The organism is Streptococcus australis ATCC 700641 (genome assembly GCF_000186465.1).
In the GTDB taxonomy this organism is placed as follows: domain Bacteria; phylum Bacillota; class Bacilli; order Lactobacillales; family Streptococcaceae; genus Streptococcus; species Streptococcus australis.
The window spans coordinates 297,397-317,687 of sequence record NZ_GL636091.1 but is presented as its reverse complement, the minus strand read 5'-3'; the positions used below and the strand labels follow the sequence as shown (position 1 = coordinate 317,687).

Here is a 20,291-nt window from a genome sequence, read left to right as displayed (position 1 = left end):
GAGGAAGTCAAATGGCACGATTAAATGTCAAGCCCACCCGGATGGAGTTAAATACCCTCAAAGAGCGTCTGAAGACAGCAACTAGAGGCCATAAACTTCTAAAGGACAAGCGGGATGAACTCATGCGACGCTTCATCGAATCGGTCCGTGAAAATGACCGCCTCCGCCAGAAGGTTGAGGCAGCTCTCATTGGCAATATGCAAGAATTTGTCCTCGCTAAATGTCTGGAGAATGACCTCATGGTCCAGGAAATCTTTGCGGTGCCGACGCGTGAGGTCAGTCTGCATATCGAGACGGAGAATATCATGAGTGTGCGCGTGCCCAAGATGCATGCTCATATCGATAATCCGTATGGAGACGATGAGGGAGACGTGGTATACAGCTACGTGGCTTCCAATAGTCAGATGGATAGCACCATTCAAGAAATGGAAGAACTCCTCCCAGACCTGCTGCGCCTAGCAGAGATTGAAAAAACTTGTCAACTCATGGCTGATGAGATTGAAAAAACGCGTCGTCGGGTCAATGGACTGGAGTATGCGACCATTCCAGACCTCAAGGAAACCATCTACTATATCGAAATGAAACTCGAAGAAGCTGAACGAGCTAACCTCGTCAGAATGATGAAGGTCAAATAAGATACAAAGCCGTTAAGCAACTCAAAGGAAAATAGGAAATCCAACGACGAAGCGACCACTTCTAGTTGGATTTATCTTTTTCCAAAGAGTTGTAGGCGTGTTAAATTATAAGATACAAGCCGTTAAAAATAGCACCCCAAGTGATGTCTACAGGACACGAACTTGGGGTGTTTTTTAGCCTCTATTCAACTGAAAAATCTTCTAAAATCCCTTCATTCAGGGCTCTCAAAGGCTTCTGATACAATGAATTTGTTTGATTATCCAAATAGTACTAACTGTCGTTAATTGTTAAGAGATTGTAACAAGAAAGGACTAATGTTACAAATTAGGGTCAGTTAGATTAAAAGAAAAGAAGAGCCATTTTAAAGACAAAAAATGTGGTAGAATATTAAATGTATCTGTCTGGAGATAAATCTCCGATAATAAGAAAACGAGGAAAGAACGTATGAAGAAAGTAAATAAAAAGGCTTTAATTGCTTCGACTGTTGCTATGGCGGTCTTGCCATTTACAACTGGTAAAGCAGAATCAAATGGGGATTGGGTTGCCCGTTCTGTAGATGAAATTCGTGCAGATATTTCAACTTCAGAAAACAAACAAACCTACACCATCAAATATGGGGATACCCTAAGCACGATTGCGGAAGCTTTGAATGTTGACGTAACTGTTTTGGCAAACTTGAACCAAATCAGCAACATTGATTTGATTTTCCCAGGAACTGTTTTGACAACAACTGTCAATGATCAAAACCAAGTGACAGGTGTAGAAATCCAAACTCCTACAGCAGGCAATGCTGACGCAACTGTGACAACTTCTGCTGATTTGACAAACAACCAAATCAAAGTGGACAACCAAACTGTTGCAGTGGGTGATTTGACAAAACCAGTAGCAGATGAAAGCAACCAAGCTGTAGAACTCCCTCAAGCACCTGCAGTTGTAGCAGCAGTGGCAGAGCAAGTATCAGAAAGCTTACCAACCCCAGAAGCATCAGCTGAAACACCTGCACCAGCAGCTCCAGTAGCAGAGGAAGCACCAGCACCAGTTGTTGAAGAAGCGCCTGCACAACCTGCTGCAGCGCCAGCAGAAGTAGCGGCTCCTGTAGAAGCACCAGTTGTTGAGGAAGCACCAGCGGCTCCAGTAGCTGAACCAGCTCCAGTCGTAGAAGTCCCAGCAGAACCAGAAGTTACTGCGGTTGCTTCAACACCACAATATGGTGCACCAGCACCAGTTGTTGATACGACAGCTTCAACTCCTTCAACAGCAACTCCAACTTCAAATGAAGGTCTTCAACCTCAAGCAATTAAATTCAAAGAACAAGTAATAAATGAACTTGGATTGACTGACATCGGTGGTTACCGTCCTGGTGACCCAGAAGATCACGGTAAAGGTCTTGCGATCGACGTTATGGTTCCAGAAAGTTCAGCAATCGGTGACCAAGTAGCTCAATATGCGATTGATCACATGCAAGAAAATGGAATTTCTTACATCATCTGGAAACAACGTTTCTATGCTCCAGTAAACAACATTTATGGACCAGCAAACACTTGGAATGAAATGCCAGACCGTGGTAGCGTAACAGAAAATCACTACGACCACGTACACGTATCATTTTACGAATAATTAAGACATAGCAAAGAATCAGGATATTCCTGATTCTTTTTTGTATAAAAAATAGAGAGTGGGACAGAAATCGGTAATTCGTTAGAATTCGATTTCGTCGTCCCACCTCCGCACAGTTGAGTAAGGCTGTAAAAGCTGATGAAATCAGCGTAGTAGAGCCCACTCAACCACTGCGTCTTGCTCGACAATCCAAAGACAATTGAGAGGCTAGGACTTTTGTCCCAGCCTCTATTGGATTATAGAATAATATCAGATTTTTCTACTTGATAGAGAGCCATACTCATAAACAAAGCAACGACAAGAAGGATTAAAATACCAGGTGTCCAAGAGTGGAAGATTTGTTGGCTTGAACCAAATAAGATAGGCCCAAGTGCAGCAAAGACGTATCCTCCTGTTTGAGCTAGTCCAGAGAGCTGAGCAGTTTTCTCAGGAGAGCTAGACTTCATGGAGAAGGTAACCATGAGGTAAGGGAATAAGATACTCGTAAAACTTCCGATCAAGATATTCAGGATCAACCAGTAAATGAAGTTGTCTGTCTTTAGTAACAGCATGGCAATTCCAGTAAAACCAGCTAAAACAGTTGTTATCAGCATGGTGCGACGGCTTTGTTCAGAAAGGCTGGTGGTGAGACTTGGAATGGTCATAGAGAAGGGAAGACTCATCAGGGTGAATACAGATGCTAAAATTCCTGCATTGGCTTGACTGATGCCGGCTTGGGTCGCCATGGTAGGAAGCCAGGTCATAGTGGTATAGAATAAGAGAGATTGTAGACCACAGAAGAGCATGATAGCCCAGACCTTACCATTCTTATACCAGCTAGTCTTATTTTCATTAGAAGAAGAGCTTTTTTTCAAATAATGATTGTGACGAGCATTGGGGACCCAGATCACAAGAGCGAGCGCACAGACGACTGTCAGCACCCAAACCAGACCTTGCCAAGAGGTGGCTTGAGTGATAGGAACAGCGACAGAAGAAGCTATTGCAGTAGACAAGCCCATTGCAGTGATATAGAGGGTTGTCAAGAAGCCAAGACGTTTTGGCTCATTGGCTTGGATCAAGCTTGGTAGAAGGACATTGATAAAGGCAATAGCAGCACCAATCAAAAGAGTTCCCACATAGAGGAGAGGCAGATTGATGGTGCGTAGAGCAGATCCAATCGTCATCAGGATCAAGACTCCGAGAAAGAGTCGCTCAATCCCAAAGCGTCTCGCCCAGCTAGTAGCAAAAGGAGAGAAAATAGCGAATGTTAGGAGGGGTAGACTCGTCAAGAGGCCAAGAGAACTCACCTCGACACCAAAGCTAGCAGCAATATCTGATAAGACAGTGGAGAGGGTCGTAAATGGGGCCCGCAAGACCACTCCTAGTAAAAGGATCCCTGGAATGAGAAAACGTGAATGGTTTCGTTTCATAATGTGCCTCCTTGTTTGAAAATGAACAGTATCCGTATCATTATAGCACAAGAAGTTAGAGGAGGCAAAAGGAATTTTTGATGAATAAAGCTTGTAAAATAGGCGTTTTGCTTATAAATATAGTAAACAATAGAAAGATCGAACTGAATAAATTTTTTGAAGGTTTTAAAACTTTTTTCTCACATATGTTTATAGGAACGTCGTTTTCGCTCCGCTCAAACTGCGTCAACGTACCTAAACTCGCCAATCCTCGTAAAAAAATAAGGAACGTAGTTCTCACTAGCGTTCGAACTGCATCAATGTACCTAAGCTCGTCTACGCCCTTATCAGGCTTAGTTAGATGAAATAGGTTTAGTAATAATTACATAACGCAGTGGTTGATTGGTATCTTTGTTCGCTCTTATAGCTCCAAAGATTACCTAATCAACTGTGCGGGGGTGAGACAATTGAAAAGTTTTGGGGAACCTTTTCAACCTGAGCCTAAAAATAAGGACGCGAAGCAATTTTAAAAAATTGTTCTGTCTCACTCCCATAAAAAAAAGCCACCTGATTTGGTGGCCTTTATGGGAGATTATTATGAAAAAGTTTAGGATTTTCTATCAAACAAAGTTAGGAGGTCTTCATTTGATGGTATTAGTATAAATCGGAAAACTTAAAGAAAGCTTAAGATACCTTCCTGTAATTTAAAATCAGTCTTAAGACGGATGGTTTGATTTGTAGCTGTCATTCGATCTCATTCTAGGTTAACTTGCATTATTGTCAGAATTGTGAGAAAATAGTCTTCATCAAAGGAGGGAAAGGATAGCGAGATGAGAGAGGATATCAAGATTAACGACCGTGCCCTAGCACTGGAGAAACAATTGATTGAAAAGTTAGAGCTTGTGTTTGATACCGATGTTGAATTGGACGTCTACAACCTTGGTTTGATTTATGAGTTGGATCTGGATGAGGAAGGGACTTGCAAGGTAGTCATGACCTTTACTGATACTGCTTGTGACTGTGCGGAAAGTTTGCCTATCGAAATCGTCGCTCGCCTAAAAGAAATTGACGGTATTGAAGACGTCAAAGTAGAAGTAACCTGGTCGCCAGCTTGGAAAATTACCCGGATCAGCCGTTATGGGCGTATTGCACTTGGCCTTCCACCGCGATAAATCAATAAAACTCACTTTACAAATTCGTAAAGTGAGTTTTTTCATATCTTATTGTTTACCAGACTGTTCCATATTCCAGAAGTCGGTTACGGCACCACGAGAAGCAGAGGATACTGTGTGGGCATACTTACCGAGAACCCCACGGCTATACAGTGGTGGCAAGGTAGTTTCAGCTTTCCGTTTGGCCAACTCTTCATCTGAGACATGCATGGTGATTTCTTTGGTATCTTGGTCAACTGTTACCAGATCCCCTGTGTGGAGGTAGGCGATTGGACCGCCGACCTGAGCTTCAGGCGCGATATGTCCAACAACGAGACCGTAAGTACCACCAGAGAAGCGTCCGTCTGTCAAGAGGGCCACCTTATCTCCTTGGCCTTTACCAACGATCATGGATGACAAGGACAGCATTTCCGGCATACCAGGACCACCCTTAGGACCTACGAAGCGGACAACAACAACGTCGCCATCCACGATTTCGTCTGAAAGAACGGCTTCAATGGCAGCTTCTTCCGAATCAAAGACCTTAGCAGGACCCGTGATGTTGCGAACTTTCACACCTGATACTTTAGCAACCGCCCCTTCAGGAGCCAAGTTCCCTTTCAAGATGATCAATGGACCATCCGCACGTTTTGGATTTTCAAGTGGCATGATGACTTTTTGACCTGGTGTCAAGTCAGCAAATGCTTCTAAGTTTTCAGCCACCGTTTTACCAGTACAGGTGATGCGATCCCCATGAAGGAACCCATTCTTAAGAAGGTATTTCATGACGGCTGGTACACCACCAACATTGTAAAGGTCTTGGAAGACGTATTGACCAGAAGGTTTCAAGTCTGCTAAGTGAGGCACACGCTCTTGGAAATCGTTGAAATCTTCAAGTGTCAAATCCACATTAGCCGCATGAGCGATCGCGAGCAAGTGAAGTGTCGCATTTGTTGAACCACCCAGGGCCATGGTCACCGTAATAGCATCTTCAAAGGCTTCACGGGTCAAGATGTCAGATGGTTTCAGTCCCATTTCAAGCATTTTGACAACTGCACGACCTGCTTCTTCGATATCGGCTTTTTTATCAGCTGATTCAGCAGGGTGAGAAGAGGAACCTGGCAAGCTCATACCAAGGACTTCAATCGCTGTCGCCATGGTGTTGGCCGTATACATCCCACCACAGCCACCAGGGCCAGGGCAGGCATTACATTCTAGTTGTTTCACTTCTTCAGCAGTCATATCACCATGGTTCCATTTTCCGATCCCTTCAAAAACTGAAACCAAGTCGATATCTTTGCCGTTCAGATTACCCGGTGCAATGGTTCCTCCGTAGGCAAAAATAGCCGGAATATCCATGTTGGCAATGGCAATCATCGATCCTGGCATGTTCTTGTCACAGCCACCGATGGCCACAAAGGCATCCACGTTGTGCCCCCCCATAGCCGCTTCGATAGAGTCTGCAATGATATCACGAGAAGTCAAGGAGAAGCGCATCCCCGGCGTTCCCATAGCGATCCCATCCGCAACCGTAATGGTTCCAAATTGAACCGGCCAAGCTCCCGCATCTTTTACACCTTCTTTGGCCAATTTCCCAAAATCATGCAGGTGCATGTTACACGGTGTGTTTTCAGCCCAAGTAGAGATTACCCCTACGATTGGTTTTTCAAAGTTTTCATCTGTCATCCCAGTTGCCCGAAGCATAGCCCGGTTAGGGGATTTGACCATGCTGTCGTATACACTACTGCGATGGCGTGTATCTAATTCTGTCATCTGATTCCCTCTCATCGTATTTTTTATTATTATAGCACAATTCAAGCTTCAACGATAGAAGAAAATTCTTGAATTTTCAGACAATTCAGCTTGCTCGGTTTCTTGCTAAAATAATTTACAGTTATATCTTGACTTTTGTAAGTAAAGTGATATCATTTAGATATCACAAAGAAAGAAGGGTTCGTCCCATGGAAGAAAAAATTTTAACCCAAAAGAAAAACGGCTTAGCTGCCCTTATAGGCTTGCTAGTTGGGGATCTTGTCTTAGTTTTAGCCTTTATTAGTGCGATTGCTAGTCTACCAGAAGGTTTTCCACTTGCGATTGCAGTTATTACCTGTATTTTTCTCTTTATTGCTAGTCTGGTGTGCTATGCGGGGATCAAAATTATTAAACCGCAAGAGGCCTTGGTTTTGACCTTGTTTGGGAACTATATTGGAACCATTCGAGAAGCGGGTATTTACTTTGTCAATCCCTTCTGTGTCGCTGTCAATCCTGCCAATAACACCCGCTTGGGCCAAAGTGGTGATGTCACCACCAAGTCACCCATGTCTGTCAGTAAAACAGCAGAAGGTAACAATATTTCTATCGAGACAGGTAAAAAGAATATTTCCTTAAAAGTGATGACCTTGAATAACTCTCGTCAGAAGATTAATGACTGTTTGGGAAATCCTGTAGAAATCGGTATTGCAGTCACTTGGCGTGTAGTGGATACAGCTAAAGCAGTCTTCAATGTGGATAACTACAAAGAATATCTCTCATTGCAGTGTGATAGTGCTCTTCGAAATATTGTCCGCATCTATCCTTATGATGTAGCTCCTAATGTCGATACGACAGGAGACGGTCAGGCAGATGAGGGTAGCCTAAGAGGCTCCAGTGAAATTGTGGCCAGTCGTATTCGAGAAGAGATTCAAGCACGTGTAAAAGATGCTGGGCTCGAAATTCTAGAAGCTCGTATTACCTACTTGGCCTATGCTCCAGAAATCGCAGCTGTCATGCTGCAACGCCAACAAGCTTCTGCCATTATCGATGCGCGGAAGATGATTGTCGACGGAGCAGTTGGGATGGTTGAAATGGCCCTTGAACGCCTGAGCGAAGGAGAGATTGTAGAGCTAGACGAAGAACGGAAGGCTGCTATGGTTTCGAACCTTCTTGTCGTTCTCTGTGGCAATCATGATGCACAACCAATTGTCAATACGGGAAGTCTCTATTAAGAATGGCTGACCAAAAGAAAAACAAATTCCACTTAGATTGTCAGCCAAGTTATATGCTGCTATCGCATCATGGGCAGAAGATGACTTTCGATCGGTCAATGGGCAGATCGAATACCTGCTGACAGAATGTGTCAAACAACGAAAAAAGGATGGCAAATACGTTTCGAAAACGATTGATGAGCCATTTGAAATAGAGCTTTAAGGAGAACTCCTGTCCCTTTTGATGGGGCGGGAGATTTTTTTAACAATTTTTTGTCAAGTAACTTTACTTTACAAAAAAGTTTTGTTATACTGTTAAAGTTGATGAAAATCAAACCTAATTGAATTTATATCTTAAAAGGAGAAAAACGAAATGGCAGTACCTGCACGTCGCACATCAAAAGCGAAGAAAAACAAACGTCGTACGCACTACAAAGTAACAGCTCCATCTGTAAACTTTGACGAAGCAACTGGAGATTACTCACGTTCACACCGTGTATCACTTAAAGGATACTACAAAGGACGTAAGATCGCTAAAGCTGCATCAGCTGAATAATAGAAGGGAGATACCATGCGCGTAAATATTACACTTGAACACAAAGAATCTGGTGAACGCTTGTACCTTACTTCTAAAAACAAACGTAACACTCCAGACCGTCTTCAATTGAAGAAATACTCACCAAAACTTCGTAAACACGTTGTGTTTACAGAAGTGAAGTAGGGGTTCAATACGAATCAATACAGAAGAAAAACGCTGATTTCAAGCGTTTTTTCTTTTTGCCAAATGCGATATATTGCACTGTATTTCAATTCAAACTCTACCTTTTTCTCTACCTTTTTTCTTAAGACCTGGTTTGGAAAGTATGGGTTTCAGTTGGACTAAAAACAGGGGAATATTTTTAGTTCTGTAAGTATTAATCTATACGCTTACATATATCTTTTGGTCTCTATCCTTTAGGTGAAAATATCGATTTTATGGTATAATAAGGATAACTCTATACAAGGAGGTATGCCATGACTCTTGATGTAAATAAAGAAGAATTAACAATTTTAGGGATTCCCTTTGATAACTTTTCAGATTTTGATACTGTCTGGTATGCTATTGGGTCATCAATGATTGAAAATTATGAACCTACTGTTCAAGATGTGATTGATTTAAAAACTTATGTTATCAACAAACGAAAGGAATTGAATATTGGTTAAGAATCAATACGAAGGCTATGAGTACATTGACCCCAATCACCAATATACCTATCCAAATTCTACAGTCTTAATCAACAAACAAAATATTACAAATATTGAAGAAGCCTACCGGAATGAGCATTTATTCGTTACTAGAAGGCTTGCAGACTTGCGCTTGAAAACCATAGAAGTCTACTCCATTAGTGATATTTTAGCCATTCATAAATATTTATTTCATGATGTCTATGCTTGGGCGGGACAATTTCGCAAGGTGAATATCTCAAAAAATGGGAATCCTTTTATGTCAATACAATCTTTCAGTACTGCCCAAGACTATATCAACCATCTTATTCATACCTATTATCAAACTGCTAATTCAAAAGATGAGATTATTAAACAATTAGCAAAAATTCTTGATAATCTTAATTATTTCCATCCCTTTCGAGAAGGGAATGGACGAACTCAACGAGAAGTTATTCGTTCCTTAGCACTATCAAAAGGTTATTCTGCACAAGTACGCGTGGAACAAGATGATGAAGTTTACAATCTTTATATGGATGGGACAGTCTATGGGGACTTAGGAAAGTTAGAAGAACTACTTGGCAAAATACTGGAAAAATTGTAAATTAATCTACAAAAACACTTGTATATTTTTTAAATATCCTAAATATCACAGAAAATTATAACTTACTCAAAACTTAAAGACAAAAAGCTTCTGAAATCTAACGTTTCAGAAGCTTTCTTCTTATCATAAAACGACTGCAACTATTAATCGATACCACATTATCTATATTTATTAAAATAATTAATGTTTAAGTAGTGGTCCGCTAAGATGAAATTCAAAATTTGTAACATCAACTAAACCAACAACTTTGTCACTTTGATATAATTCCATCAAAAATTGTGCCATCTCTTCACTTGTGTGATATTTAGCAAAATGCTCATCATAATCATATTCTTTAGAATCTGTAGCAACTTGACCAAATTCCGTTTTTGTGGCAGCTGGAGCTAAAACCTTAGCTTTTAATTGATGTTGATTTGCCTCGAGTTCCAACGCCAAGCCTTCTGTAAAAGCACTGACATAAAATTTACTTGCACAGTATGTAACTGCATTTGGAACCATCATATATCCGCCTCTAGATGATAAGTTAATCAATTGAGCGCCTTTACAATCTTTATAATCTCTCACATATAGAGTTGATAGAATTGTTAAAGCTTCAATGTTTAAATGGATTAATGTTATTATCTTTTCTAAATTTTGAGATTCAACCTTATCATAATTTCCAAAACCAGCATTATTTATTAGAGTAGTAATGTGATATTTTTTCAAGCTTTCATAAAGAGCAAAAACATTACTGGACTTCGATAAATCAACAACTTTAATAACAACATCTAAATCCGGATAATGGTTCAAAATCTCTTGCTTCAATTTTTCTAGTCGTTCTTGACGCCGAGCAATTAAAATAAGATTCGTTCCTAATTTTGCAAATTGTCTTGCTGTCTCCGCTCCTATACCAGCACTGGCTCCAGTAATACAAGTATAATTCTTCGTTTGTTCCATACTATTTTCTCCTTTACAGATTGCTATTTGCATTTTTTATAAGAGTCGCTGCTCCCATTCCGCCACCTACACAGAGAAGCGATTCCATAATTTCCTTTATTTTCAATCAACTCATAAATTAGAGTACTTTATATCAAATTCCTTTGATGCTATGTATTTTACATAGTAAAGTGCACTTTATGTCAAGAGAAAACTGAAAATTTTTCGATTTTTTTAAAATTATGCTAAAATATTAAAAAAAAGGGGGAAATATTATGGCTCACTATTCTATTGGAGAATTTGCTAAAAAAACTGGACTTTCTATTTCCACACTTCGATACTATGAGCAAGAAAAATTGATTTACTCACACAGAGAAGAAAATAATCGTAGATACTATGATGACTCTGATATAGCGTGGACTCAATTCATTATTAGATTAAAAAAGACGGGAATGTCTATTAAAAATATGCAAGAATACGCTGATCTAAGATATAAAGGAGACTCCACAATTCCTCAACGACTTAGACTACTATTTTTTCAACTTGATGAACTTCATAAGCAACAAACTGAAATTAACCAACATATTGATTTTCTTGAAAAGAAAATTAAAACTTATTTAGGTATTAATCCTAATTAGCACCATTATTATTTTCTTTATCTAAAAAAGGGATTGACAATAAAATTGAACTCTTTTTATATTACTTGTTAAATGGTTGTAATTGGGATTTTCTCAAGTTGAACTTGTAAAATAGAAGTGTATACATTTTTAATCTATAGTCGTAGAGATTTAGTAAAACTATAGCCAAATATAGATCTTTTTCTATAATTTACTAATGTCTGTTATAATAGACAATATTTGATTTTTCTATTATAACAGACATTAATTGTATTAATTCTGTAATGATATTTTGGTATACTATATTGAAAAAAGAGGCAAAGATTATGAGAAAAATAATAGGTATACTACTACTTTCGTTATCAATAATCACGTTAATTGCTTGCTCAAAAAACAACTACCAATCTTTAGATGGGGAGTATTATTGGATCTCAAGTGAAAGAAACGAGTTGGTATTTACTATTAAAGGAGATAGTGCTTCCATTGAGCATGGAGAAGCCGATAGTTTTATCATTAACAAACAAAAGAACACAATCAAATTAACTGGACAAAATATTGCAAGTCGAACAGAAGAATATTCATTTAAAGATGGGGTCTTTTCTGTTGATATTAGTGGAATGAAACATGATTACTACTTAAAGGGGAGTAGTGAATATAAGAAAGCTCTCAAAAATTTTGGTTATAAATAAGATGATATGCACCTATTTGCCGAATAGGTGCATTATAGATTATTTCCAATACTTTTCTTGATATTTTTGACCAAATTTTCTATCTTTTCTATCCAGACATTTTTCGTGATTCACCAACTGCCAACATCCCTGATAAACTTCCTGAGATACAGGAATCTTTTTACCTTTGACGCAGATATAATATTTCATTGCATTCTCCTTTAAGGAATTCATTTATATTATTGATAAAAAAATACAACTAGGAGATCCTCTTATTGCAGCTAAACCATTTCTCACTAATTTATAAAATCGAAAAATTATTTTCTTCCTTTTAAGAGTGCATTTATAGCTACTTTGTCTTAATAAAATTAAACTTCAATGTGTTATCAAATATATAACAACTATGAATTCTATAATATCATTTCAATTGTAAATGATACCCCAAGCACTCATCCCCTCTTGTTCAACTACTACAGAGAATGAAAAATATATCTCTAATCCGAAAAAGTAAACTATTCGTAAAAAAAATAAATTTATGTAAACTCTAGTTTTCCAGAGGTACGTGACTGTCTTTCCATATATTTTAAAAGAATAGATGCTACTAGAATGAAAGAAAAACCTAGGGTTAACTCTTCATAAATTAGTTTGTTATATTTTGAAAGACTATTTCCTTCAATGAGACCTTGAGCAATCTGAATAGACCTTGTCAAAGGTAACATTTTAGAAAACCACTGAAAAATATTAGGCAATTTACTAACTGGAAAATTAGCCCCAGTAAAAATCAACAACAATCGACTGACTAAATTCAATATAAGATTTGTTTCACTTGTTATTAAAATAAAGCATGAAAAAATATATCCAAAACTCATTGCAACGAAAGAAGATAGGAAAAGGACACCAATAAACGAAGAAATCATTTCTATATTCCAATTAATTCTCAAAATAAAACTCACTAATACCACGCCGATAGTTACAGAAATCATACTAGTAAACATTGTGCTAATTGCACTAGAAAATAGTATCGATCTTAACTTGGTTTTTGAAGCAATTAGAAAACTCAATGTCCCATTATATTTTTCATCCATCAGTTGTGTACCAACACCAAACAAAGCTCCAAAAGATGTTATTAGTATCGCATTTCCAATCATCCATTTTTGAATATAATCAGTTCCGTAAATGTATCCGGCAATCAGAGAGAAAAGCAGTGTTTGTGAAATTGGAGGAATTAAGTCGAACATCATATAAGTTTTCCAATCCGACATCATTGAGGATTGTTTATAAGAAAAGATAATCCTTCTGAAAAATCTTAAAACACTTTCCATTTAATACACCTCCAAAGTTGCGTCAATTCTACTTTTTTTCTCTACACTGACAAAGGCAAAGTGAGCAATTATAAAATTAAATACGGTAAGTATAGAGAGAGTTGATATAACAATAAATATTTCTTTTAAATTCCCACCGTATACAACAAGTTCAAATCCTTTCATTACCCATGTTGGAGATAAAATATATGAAACCCACCTTATATATTGGTTTATAAAATCTAAAGGGAATACCATGCCTGTTATTAAAAGTAACGGATACTCTATTAAGTTCATTAACAAACGTGCACTTCTTGATAAGGTAAATGCTGAACACATCAGCATTCCTATACTAACGAAGGTCAATACTGCTAAGACAATCACAATTACTAATAAGCTAAAACTCTTAACAGCCATTATGCGACCAAATAATATCGTCACAAATATTACATTCAACAGAAATGCTACCACTCCCCAAAGACTATTACCAAGTAGTTTGCCAAAAATAATCTTTTTAAAACCTGACGGTGATGTGAATAAAATAGGTAATGTCCCTAAATACTTTTCTCTGTTTATGTCCGCAGCTGACGAAAAACAGATAATAGTCCAAAATGAAGATAGAGAGGTTCCTAAAATAGCATATAAAGTAAATTCTTGATTGGATTTATTACTATACATTAGCCCTAAGAGAATAGCATTACACAGAGGATTAAAAAATAGACAATAGCGAAACGTACTTCTAGCTACTGCTTGCTTCATGTGTACAATAGCACTAGCAAAAATAACTTTCATACTTACGACTACCTCACTAAATGCAAATAAATATCTTCCAGTGTTACATCTATTTCTTTTTGTTCTTTCACTTTATCTTGAAGAATTTTTGTTCTATCTTCATCTGAAATTAATGATGCAATTTCTGGTAATGTACCACAGGTTACAATTTCGCCTTGATTAATGATGGCAATTCTATCACAAAGTTCCTCAGCTTCAGCCATATAATGGGTTGTTAAAAGAATTGTTTTCCCATTTTTAGCCAACTCTTTTATGATGTTTCTCAACTCAAGTGCTCCTACTGGATCAAGACCAATACTCGGTTCATCTAAAAAAATTATCTCAGGATCATTTAACAATGCTCTAGCAATCTGAAGACGTTGCTTCATACCTTTTGAGAATGTCTCTACTCTACGTTTTGCAAAACTATTCAACCCAACCTGTTTAAGTAAATCTGGAATCAAAATCAGTTGCTTCTTCCGAGGTATCTTATATAGATCCGCAAAATAAAACAAATTATCCTCAGCAGAAAGTCTAAAATATAAACTTCTTTCTCCTCCAAAAATGAAATTTATTCTCTCACGAATTTGTTGCTCATCTTTATAGATATCAAATCCGGATATTTCTACTTCACCTGATGTAGGTAGAAGCATTGTTGAAAGAATTTTTATTGTAGTTGACTTGCCTGCACCATTCGGACCAAGTAATCCAAATATCTCTCCTCGTTTTATTGAAAAAGAAATTCCTTTCAAAGCTTCAAAATTTTCTCTTGTTTCTCTAACAAAAAAACTTCTCTTCAGATTTTTTATATTAATTACCATACTAGCCTTCCTTTAAATTATAGATAATTATCATCTGTTTAAATTATAGATAATTATCATCTGTTACGTATAAAAAAGTAACAAACAGTATATCTAAAAATAACCAACTTATATTCATTTTATATTTTGGCTTATCTCTAAAAATTGCTTTAGCTCTAGAACTACGTCCAGCCATCGGACTTATACAAACAATTCTATCACCACACATAAGATTACACTTTCAAAGTAAACTATTAGTAACACTAATAGTTTATCAGTACTGGTAAGCACTTTATTCTCCCACAATAATTATTATATCTAAGAATAAAAATAAAATAGGAAAAATTTTCGATAGTTTCTTCATATCACTAGTCCTTTATTAGTTTCTTTTATTATATAATATAAATAAATAACTCAAAAATTTGTTGTGAAAGAGGGAAAAATGAAATCATCACTTGGAAAAACACTAAGAAAAGTTCGTCAAGGAAAACAAATCACCCTATGTTCTGTAGCTGACGAGAATCTCTCTAAATCTCAAATCTCTAGATTTGAGCGAGGAGAATCAGAAATTTCTTGCATCAGACTTATTAATATTTTAAATAAGCTACATATTTCTTTAGATGAATTTATTATATTACATGAGAAGGATAATAATCATACTAAGTCATTTGCTCATTTAATACATTACATTCGAAACCAATACTCATTACAAAACATGGAGAGCATTTCCAAGCTTCTCTCCAATTCTTCAAACTATAATTTAAACTCTTTTGAAAGAACGATGGTAAAATCAATTCTTCACACCGTAGACCAAAAAGTTTTTCCATCGGATGAAGAAATACTAAATTTAACAGACTATCTATTTCAAGTTGAAAGTTGGGGATATTATGAAATTATTCTATTAGGTAACTGTGTAAGAACAGTTCAATACAGTTCTTACTTCCTATTAACAAAGGAAATGTTGAAGAACTATATATATTCATCATTAAATAAAACTAATAAGAGACTTGTTACACAGTTAGCAATAAATTGCTTAATTTTAAGCATAGACTTAGAAGAATTTTCTAATTGCATATATTTGATTAGTGAGATAGAAAAACTATTAGAAAATGAACAAAATTATTATGAGCAAACCGTTTTTCTGTATTCTACAGGATATTTTGAATTTAAAAAGAAGGATCAAAATGGAATCGATAAGATGAAACAGGCATTACAAGTATTTGAAATTCTAGGAGAATATAATATCAAGTCACAGTATCAAGAACATTTTAATAAAATTATAAAATAATAGAACGAAGGGGTAAAATAAATTATGAACCCTTATCTCCTCCTAAGATTGTTTAGTAAAGTTAACACAAATATATTCAATCACTAGAATAATTGTACTTAGACACAATGCTGTAATATTTTTTTGGTAAAATAATATTATAAAAGGAGGCGAAGGATATGAAAAAAATTATAATTTTTTTGCTACTGTTAATAATGCCGGTTATAATGATTGCATGTTCTAAAAGTAATCGACAGTCCTTGGATGGAGAGTATTATTGGATATCAAGTGAAAGAAACGAGTTGGCATTCACTATAAAAGGGAACAGAGGTTCAATAGAACATGGAGAAGCTGATAGCTTTATAATTGATCAAGAAAATAACACCTTTCATTTATCAGGAGAAGGTACCACTGATTCAACAGTAAAATATAAAGTTAAGGATGGTATCATCACAGTCGATATATCAGGAATAGAACATGAATATTATCAAAAAGGCAGTAAAGCATATAATAAAGCACTTCAACAATATAAGTAGAAACAGAGCTATGAAGTTTTGATTCCTTACGTAATTAGGTTATAAGAAAACACCCTGAAAGATAGATGGAGAATCTAACTTTTGGGGTGTTGTTAATTTTAAGAACATTGAATATGTCTTTATTTTGTAAGGGAAACACGGAAATCATTGTATTTGCTGTAATCAAAATCTTCATTAAGCCCTGTTACAAATACAATTGGGGTATAATGACCCTCTTCCAAAATGAAACCAGGTTTTACCTTAGCATTGGCTCCCCCAAGTCCAGCAATACCTGGAAGTAGGGCATCAAAAGCTCCAGGTTCGTCTGTTTCCCAGTAGTAGATATTACCAGAAGCTTGGACTGCTTTTGCTTTCGTCGTTGCAGTACGGATAGGATTCATATCAGCTTGATAAAAGTTTGCTGTCGTAGTGACCGTTCCGTCCGCAGCCACTGTCATTTGGAAATCTTTGGCAATTTCAGTTGTTCCTGTCCAAGTCCCTACCAGCTCTTCCGGAACCATTTGAGATGAATCTGTGACCTTATCAGTGCTTGCTGAACTAGATCCTTTAGTTGTTTGACCTGAGTTTGTTGCATCTTGTGATCCTTCTTGCGAACCAGCTTCAGCAGTTTTTGTATCTTTCTTCTCAGAAGAAGCCTTTGCTTTTTTCTGACTAGATTTAATAGTCGTTTGTGCCTCTTTGGCAGAAGATTTGCTCTCTTCTTTTTTTGAACCACATGCTACGAGTAGGCTCGCAGAAGTTAATGCTAAAAGTGCTAAACTTGTCCATTTTTTCATAATTATGATACCTCACCTAAATGTATATTAGCTATTATATTACAACATTACACATTGTTAAGTGTTTTTTTGAAATATTTTTGTAACATTTGTAATTTATCTAAATATTCGAGAGATTAATGCATATAATTTCCAAGTAAATAACTTCTATATTTCTTTATTACATAATCATCAGAAATAGAAAATTAATGTAAATAAAAAATTTTTAGAGTTTCATTGGTACAAAATTACCAACAATAATCCCCACAATTCTAGGATCTTCATCATATGAAAGAAGAATATCTTGATAGTTTGGGTTGATAGAAACTAACCTTAGGCCGTGCTCTTCACGATAAACTCGCTTAATGTAGGTCTGGCTGTTACAGACTACAGCATAAACTGCACCATCGTAATCAAATCCTGTTTCACGAATAAGAGCTACAGATCCATTTTGATATTTGGGTTCCATTGAGTCGCCAGATACCCATGACGCAAAATCATGAGCTAGTTCTTCATCAAAATAGACAGTATCATAGTTCTGATCATTATAAACTGATGAGCCAATGCCGGCGGACATTTTTTCGTAAACATGGTATTCGTATAGTTTTTTTGACATTGAAACAACATTCTTACATTGTTTTTTCTGAGCTAGGTTTCTGACATAACTCAGTGCGTTATTCTTTCCCTCATCTGATAGAGTATTGTATAGCCGAACGATTTCAAGTTCTGTAAAATAACCTATTGGGACATCTAGAATCTGCTCTAAAAGCTTTACTTTTTCTTTAGATGGTTTTTTTACCCCACGTTCCCATGCAGAATAGGCCTGGTAGGTAATACCTAATTGATCTGCAATATCTTTTTGAGTCATTTTTAGCTCTTTTCTACGCGCCTTTAGTTTTTCTGGTTGGTACATCGTTTCCCTCACATTAATAGTAATTTCAATTCAGCTTTTTGTTTTGCCTCTTTGTCCGTTAGCTTATTTTTATCCCAAACATAAGCTATAGATTTTCCTTTGTCATAAATGAGCCATACTCTTAAATTATTACAGTAAGTCTTTATTGTTTTCCAATTCTCTTGATCTAGAAGCTCTGGATATTCTTGACTAGTCACGAAGCCTTTTTTGATTACTGATTGTTCAATCTTATTGATTAGAGAAGTCTGATAGTTGTTGAATTCCTTTATAATCTGTTCTTTGACACCGTGAAACAAAAGGAGTAGTGTGGCATTTTGTCCATCAATATAAGCATCGATAGCCTGCTTAATGGTACTTTCTTTTCTAGGATAATATTCTCTAAGAAGATCTAAAAGGCGAAAGAACAATGCCTGTTTTGAGACATCGAGGCTATTTTGAATGTGTTGAAAGGTGTCGCAACTATAATAAATCTTTGACAACAAAACAATGTCAGGCATTAATACTACAGCAGAGAAAATATTCGCTTCTCGCTCTAGCAGACTCTCTTGATTATCAATAGATTCTGCAAAATAATTGCCTTCATGATTGAGAATAAAATGGCCCAGCTCATGACACAGAGTGAAATTTTGCTTAACTATAGGATTATCCTTCTCATAAGAAAAACTAATACCTAATTCATCAATAATAGTTAATCCTTCAATCTTGTGATTTGAGAAGTGATGACTAATCACTTGAATCTGATATTCTTGAATACAATGTTGAAAGAAGTAGTTGAAACTATAATTTAGTAACGAAATATCGTTATCCTTCATGTACTGGTATAACACACGTTTTGTAGACTTACTTATTCTTGTATACAATTCATCCAAAGAATGATACCTCCTTTAAGTATAAAATACAAAACTAAATCAATTTAGTTGAGTTTATTATATAAAAAAAGTGGATGTGTGTCCACTTTTTTTATATTACGTTAAATATATAAACATAGTCTAATTATTTCTTTTTTTTACCAAAGCTGAAAGTGCTATTCCTCCAAAAGTCAGCAACGCCCCTCCAATTTTATTCCTGTGTTCTCTATAAAATCTTTCGTGCTCTCCACAGAATTTTGCTTTTGGAGAGTATACTTCTTTATTACATCTAAAGTATTTACATGTTTTAATTTTCTCTTCTTTCATTCGTATCTTCCTCTACTAATAATGTTTCTGAATGGTTAACCAATGCATTGATATTTTCTGAAATACTCTGTGTCAAATTTATAAAAGAGCTGCTATTTCCTTTTGTAAAATTATCAATTTTCCAAGCTAAACTTTTTCCATCATATTTAGGCTCAAGTAAAGTTTGCTCAGTAAAAGCTTTGTAATTGCTTAATACAGCTATAACAGACTCATGTTCCTCTAATACTGTATACGCAACAACATTTAATTGCATTGCAGATGACAGGTAACTAATTGATTGTTGAAGCAGAGTATTTATTCTTTTTGCATCTTTTGAATTGGTTTTAATGTTGATAAAGTCTAAACCATCTGTGTAAATTGACATCATTAGTTTTGCAATGGTATTATTATTTTCTTTAATCGCTGAAAGTAGTAATTCTTTTTTTAATTGCTCATTTCTGGTTGCTAAGGCCTCTACAATTAGTTGGCGAGCACTGAAAAAGCCTGAAAATCTATCATTGTATTGCCCTTGTTCCACGCGGATAACTAGTTCATTTAAGCTTTCAATTTGTTCTGAAATAGATGCTAGTTGCCCTTGTATTGCAGAAAGCTCAGGTAGATTCCCTAACTCTTTGACAGTCCTTTTCTCTAAGGTTACACTACTTTTAATTTTTCCAGATTCAGTATCTTTTAATACTGCATAGGTCTCGCCTGTCTTTTTTCGTATACCATAACTCCATTCTCCCGATTTTAACTTTTCTTTTGCAACTTCGGATAATTTTGCAACGTATTCTACATTGTCATTATCATTCTTTTCAACAAGCTTTTTTAATAATTTAGCTTCGGGAATATGAGCAAATAAATTATTTCTAATCTTATTAGCAACTACTAAAGAGGCTTCTTTTTGCAGTGGAGTTAATGAATATGATTGGAAATCATAGTTGTATAATTCCTTTTTTCTGACATCAACTTCAAAATGCTCCATTTTTGGTATTTCAATTTCAAAACTTTCCATACTTTAATCCCCATTTT

Annotated in this window: 25 protein-coding genes; 13 read left to right on the top strand and 12 right to left on the bottom strand. The window is 36.2% G+C overall.

Annotated features, from left to right (window positions below; genetic code table 11):
- Positions 1-11: 11 nt before the first annotated feature.
- A complete protein-coding gene (locus HMPREF9421_RS01645) occupies positions 12-635 on the top strand; it encodes a V-type ATP synthase subunit D (protein WP_006595248.1) in 624 nt (207 codons plus the stop codon).
- Between the two features lie 445 nt (positions 636-1,080).
- A complete protein-coding gene (locus tag HMPREF9421_RS01640) occupies positions 1,081-2,253 on the top strand; it encodes a LysM peptidoglycan-binding domain-containing protein (RefSeq protein ID WP_006595247.1) in 1,173 nt (390 codons plus the stop codon).
- A gap of 236 nt (positions 2,254-2,489) precedes the next feature.
- Here HMPREF9421_RS01640 and HMPREF9421_RS01635 read toward each other — a convergent pair whose 3' ends face one another.
- Positions 2,490-3,662, bottom strand: coding sequence for a CynX/NimT family MFS transporter (locus tag HMPREF9421_RS01635; RefSeq protein ID WP_006595246.1), 1,173 nt, complete (start codon positions 3,660-3,662; stop codon positions 2,490-2,492).
- A gap of 809 nt (positions 3,663-4,471) precedes the next feature.
- Here HMPREF9421_RS01635 and HMPREF9421_RS01625 point away from each other — a divergent pair.
- On the top strand, positions 4,472-4,813 hold the full coding sequence (locus tag HMPREF9421_RS01625) for a metal-sulfur cluster assembly factor (protein ID WP_006595245.1): 342 nt from the start codon (positions 4,472-4,474) through the stop codon (positions 4,811-4,813).
- A gap of 48 nt (positions 4,814-4,861) precedes the next feature.
- Here the strand turns inward: HMPREF9421_RS01625 and ilvD are convergent, their stop codons facing one another.
- A complete protein-coding gene (ilvD, locus tag HMPREF9421_RS01620; protein WP_006597056.1) occupies positions 4,862-6,565 on the bottom strand; it encodes a dihydroxy-acid dehydratase in 1,704 nt (567 codons plus the stop codon).
- A 188-nt stretch (positions 6,566-6,753) separates the two neighbouring features.
- On the opposite strand from ilvD, the gene HMPREF9421_RS01615 reads away from it, so the two are divergent.
- The 6 genes from HMPREF9421_RS01615 (at position 6,754) to HMPREF9421_RS01595 (ending at position 9,562) form a co-directional block, all read left to right on the top strand.
- Positions 6,754-7,776, top strand: a complete 1,023-nt coding sequence (locus tag HMPREF9421_RS01615) for an SPFH domain-containing protein (protein WP_006595243.1) — start codon at positions 6,754-6,756, stop codon at positions 7,774-7,776.
- A gap of 25 nt (positions 7,777-7,801) precedes the next feature.
- Positions 7,802-7,978 carry a type II toxin-antitoxin system antitoxin gene (locus tag HMPREF9421_RS10210; protein WP_081453566.1) on the top strand — a complete coding sequence of 59 codons (177 nt, stop codon included), beginning with the start codon at positions 7,802-7,804 and terminating at the stop codon, positions 7,976-7,978.
- A 150-nt stretch (positions 7,979-8,128) separates the two neighbouring features.
- Positions 8,129-8,311, top strand: coding sequence for a 50S ribosomal protein L32 (gene rpmF / locus HMPREF9421_RS01610; RefSeq protein WP_003009516.1), 183 nt, complete (start codon positions 8,129-8,131; stop codon positions 8,309-8,311).
- A gap of 15 nt (positions 8,312-8,326) precedes the next feature.
- Entirely contained in the window at positions 8,327-8,476 is a 150-nt protein-coding gene (gene rpmG, locus HMPREF9421_RS01605) for a 50S ribosomal protein L33 (protein WP_001265622.1), read from the top strand.
- A 293-nt stretch (positions 8,477-8,769) separates the two neighbouring features.
- On the top strand, positions 8,770-8,958 hold the full coding sequence (locus tag HMPREF9421_RS01600; protein ID WP_000171299.1) for a hypothetical protein: 189 nt from the start codon (positions 8,770-8,772) through the stop codon (positions 8,956-8,958).
- A complete protein-coding gene (locus tag HMPREF9421_RS01595) occupies positions 8,951-9,562 on the top strand; it encodes a Fic/DOC family protein (protein ID WP_006595241.1) in 612 nt (203 codons plus the stop codon). Before HMPREF9421_RS01600 ends, HMPREF9421_RS01595 begins: the two co-directional genes overlap by 8 nt.
- 180 nt (positions 9,563-9,742) lie before the next feature.
- On the opposite strand, the gene HMPREF9421_RS01590 is transcribed toward HMPREF9421_RS01595, so the two are convergent.
- On the bottom strand, positions 9,743-10,498 hold the full coding sequence (locus tag HMPREF9421_RS01590; RefSeq protein WP_006597061.1) for an SDR family NAD(P)-dependent oxidoreductase: 756 nt from the start codon (positions 10,496-10,498) through the stop codon (positions 9,743-9,745).
- 254 nt (positions 10,499-10,752) lie between these two features.
- Here HMPREF9421_RS01590 and HMPREF9421_RS01585 point away from each other — a divergent pair, with 254 nt between their 5' ends.
- Positions 10,753-11,115: a MerR family transcriptional regulator gene (locus tag HMPREF9421_RS01585; protein ID WP_002888280.1), complete on the top strand. Its 363-nt coding sequence runs from the start codon at positions 10,753-10,755 to the stop codon at positions 11,113-11,115.
- 305 nt (positions 11,116-11,420) lie between these two features.
- Positions 11,421-11,783: a hypothetical protein gene (locus HMPREF9421_RS01580; protein WP_040802840.1), complete on the top strand. Its 363-nt coding sequence runs from the start codon at positions 11,421-11,423 to the stop codon at positions 11,781-11,783.
- Between the two features lie 39 nt (positions 11,784-11,822).
- Here the strand turns inward: HMPREF9421_RS01580 and HMPREF9421_RS10545 are convergent, their stop codons facing one another.
- From HMPREF9421_RS10545 to HMPREF9421_RS01565, 4 genes are all read right to left on the bottom strand, one after another.
- On the bottom strand, positions 11,823-11,972 hold the full coding sequence (locus HMPREF9421_RS10545) for a hypothetical protein (protein ID WP_006597052.1): 150 nt from the start codon (positions 11,970-11,972) through the stop codon (positions 11,823-11,825).
- 323 nt (positions 11,973-12,295) lie between these two features.
- Positions 12,296-13,084, bottom strand: coding sequence for an ABC transporter permease (locus tag HMPREF9421_RS01575; protein ID WP_006595237.1), 789 nt, complete (start codon positions 13,082-13,084; stop codon positions 12,296-12,298).
- Positions 13,085-13,855: an ABC transporter permease gene (locus HMPREF9421_RS01570; RefSeq protein ID WP_006595236.1), complete on the bottom strand. Its 771-nt coding sequence runs from the start codon at positions 13,853-13,855 to the stop codon at positions 13,085-13,087.
- Positions 13,856-13,863: 8 nt separating this feature from the next.
- Positions 13,864-14,655: an ABC transporter ATP-binding protein gene (locus HMPREF9421_RS01565; protein WP_006595235.1), complete on the bottom strand. Its 792-nt coding sequence runs from the start codon at positions 14,653-14,655 to the stop codon at positions 13,864-13,866.
- 421 nt (positions 14,656-15,076) lie between these two features.
- On the opposite strand from HMPREF9421_RS01565, the gene HMPREF9421_RS01560 reads away from it, so the two are divergent.
- Both HMPREF9421_RS01560 and HMPREF9421_RS01555 read left to right on the top strand, forming a co-directional pair.
- Complete coding sequence (locus tag HMPREF9421_RS01560) at positions 15,077-15,922, top strand: helix-turn-helix domain-containing protein (RefSeq protein WP_006597041.1); 846 nt, start codon at positions 15,077-15,079, stop codon at positions 15,920-15,922.
- Between the two features lie 158 nt (positions 15,923-16,080).
- Positions 16,081-16,437 carry a hypothetical protein gene (locus HMPREF9421_RS01555; protein WP_006595233.1) on the top strand — a complete coding sequence of 119 codons (357 nt, stop codon included), beginning with the start codon at positions 16,081-16,083 and terminating at the stop codon, positions 16,435-16,437.
- Positions 16,438-16,556: 119 nt separating this feature from the next.
- On the opposite strand, the gene HMPREF9421_RS01550 is transcribed toward HMPREF9421_RS01555, so the two are convergent.
- From HMPREF9421_RS01550 to HMPREF9421_RS01530, 5 genes are all read right to left on the bottom strand, one after another.
- Positions 16,557-17,213: a hypothetical protein gene (locus HMPREF9421_RS01550; RefSeq protein ID WP_006595232.1), complete on the bottom strand. Its 657-nt coding sequence runs from the start codon at positions 17,211-17,213 to the stop codon at positions 16,557-16,559.
- A 205-nt stretch (positions 17,214-17,418) separates the two neighbouring features.
- Positions 17,419-18,105, bottom strand: coding sequence for a helix-turn-helix domain-containing protein (locus HMPREF9421_RS01545; protein ID WP_006595231.1), 687 nt, complete (start codon positions 18,103-18,105; stop codon positions 17,419-17,421).
- Between the two features lie 8 nt (positions 18,106-18,113).
- On the bottom strand, positions 18,114-18,974 hold the full coding sequence (locus HMPREF9421_RS01540) for an ImmA/IrrE family metallo-endopeptidase (protein WP_006595230.1): 861 nt from the start codon (positions 18,972-18,974) through the stop codon (positions 18,114-18,116).
- A 120-nt stretch (positions 18,975-19,094) separates the two neighbouring features.
- Positions 19,095-19,280 carry a hypothetical protein gene (locus HMPREF9421_RS01535; RefSeq protein ID WP_006595229.1) on the bottom strand — a complete coding sequence of 62 codons (186 nt, stop codon included), beginning with the start codon at positions 19,278-19,280 and terminating at the stop codon, positions 19,095-19,097.
- The gene (locus tag HMPREF9421_RS01530; RefSeq protein WP_006595228.1) at positions 19,261-20,274 is read right to left on the bottom strand and encodes a hypothetical protein; all 1,014 of its coding nucleotides are present in this window, start codon (positions 20,272-20,274) and stop codon (positions 19,261-19,263) included. Before HMPREF9421_RS01530 ends, HMPREF9421_RS01535 begins: the two co-directional genes overlap by 20 nt.
- Positions 20,275-20,291 lie beyond the last annotated feature (17 nt).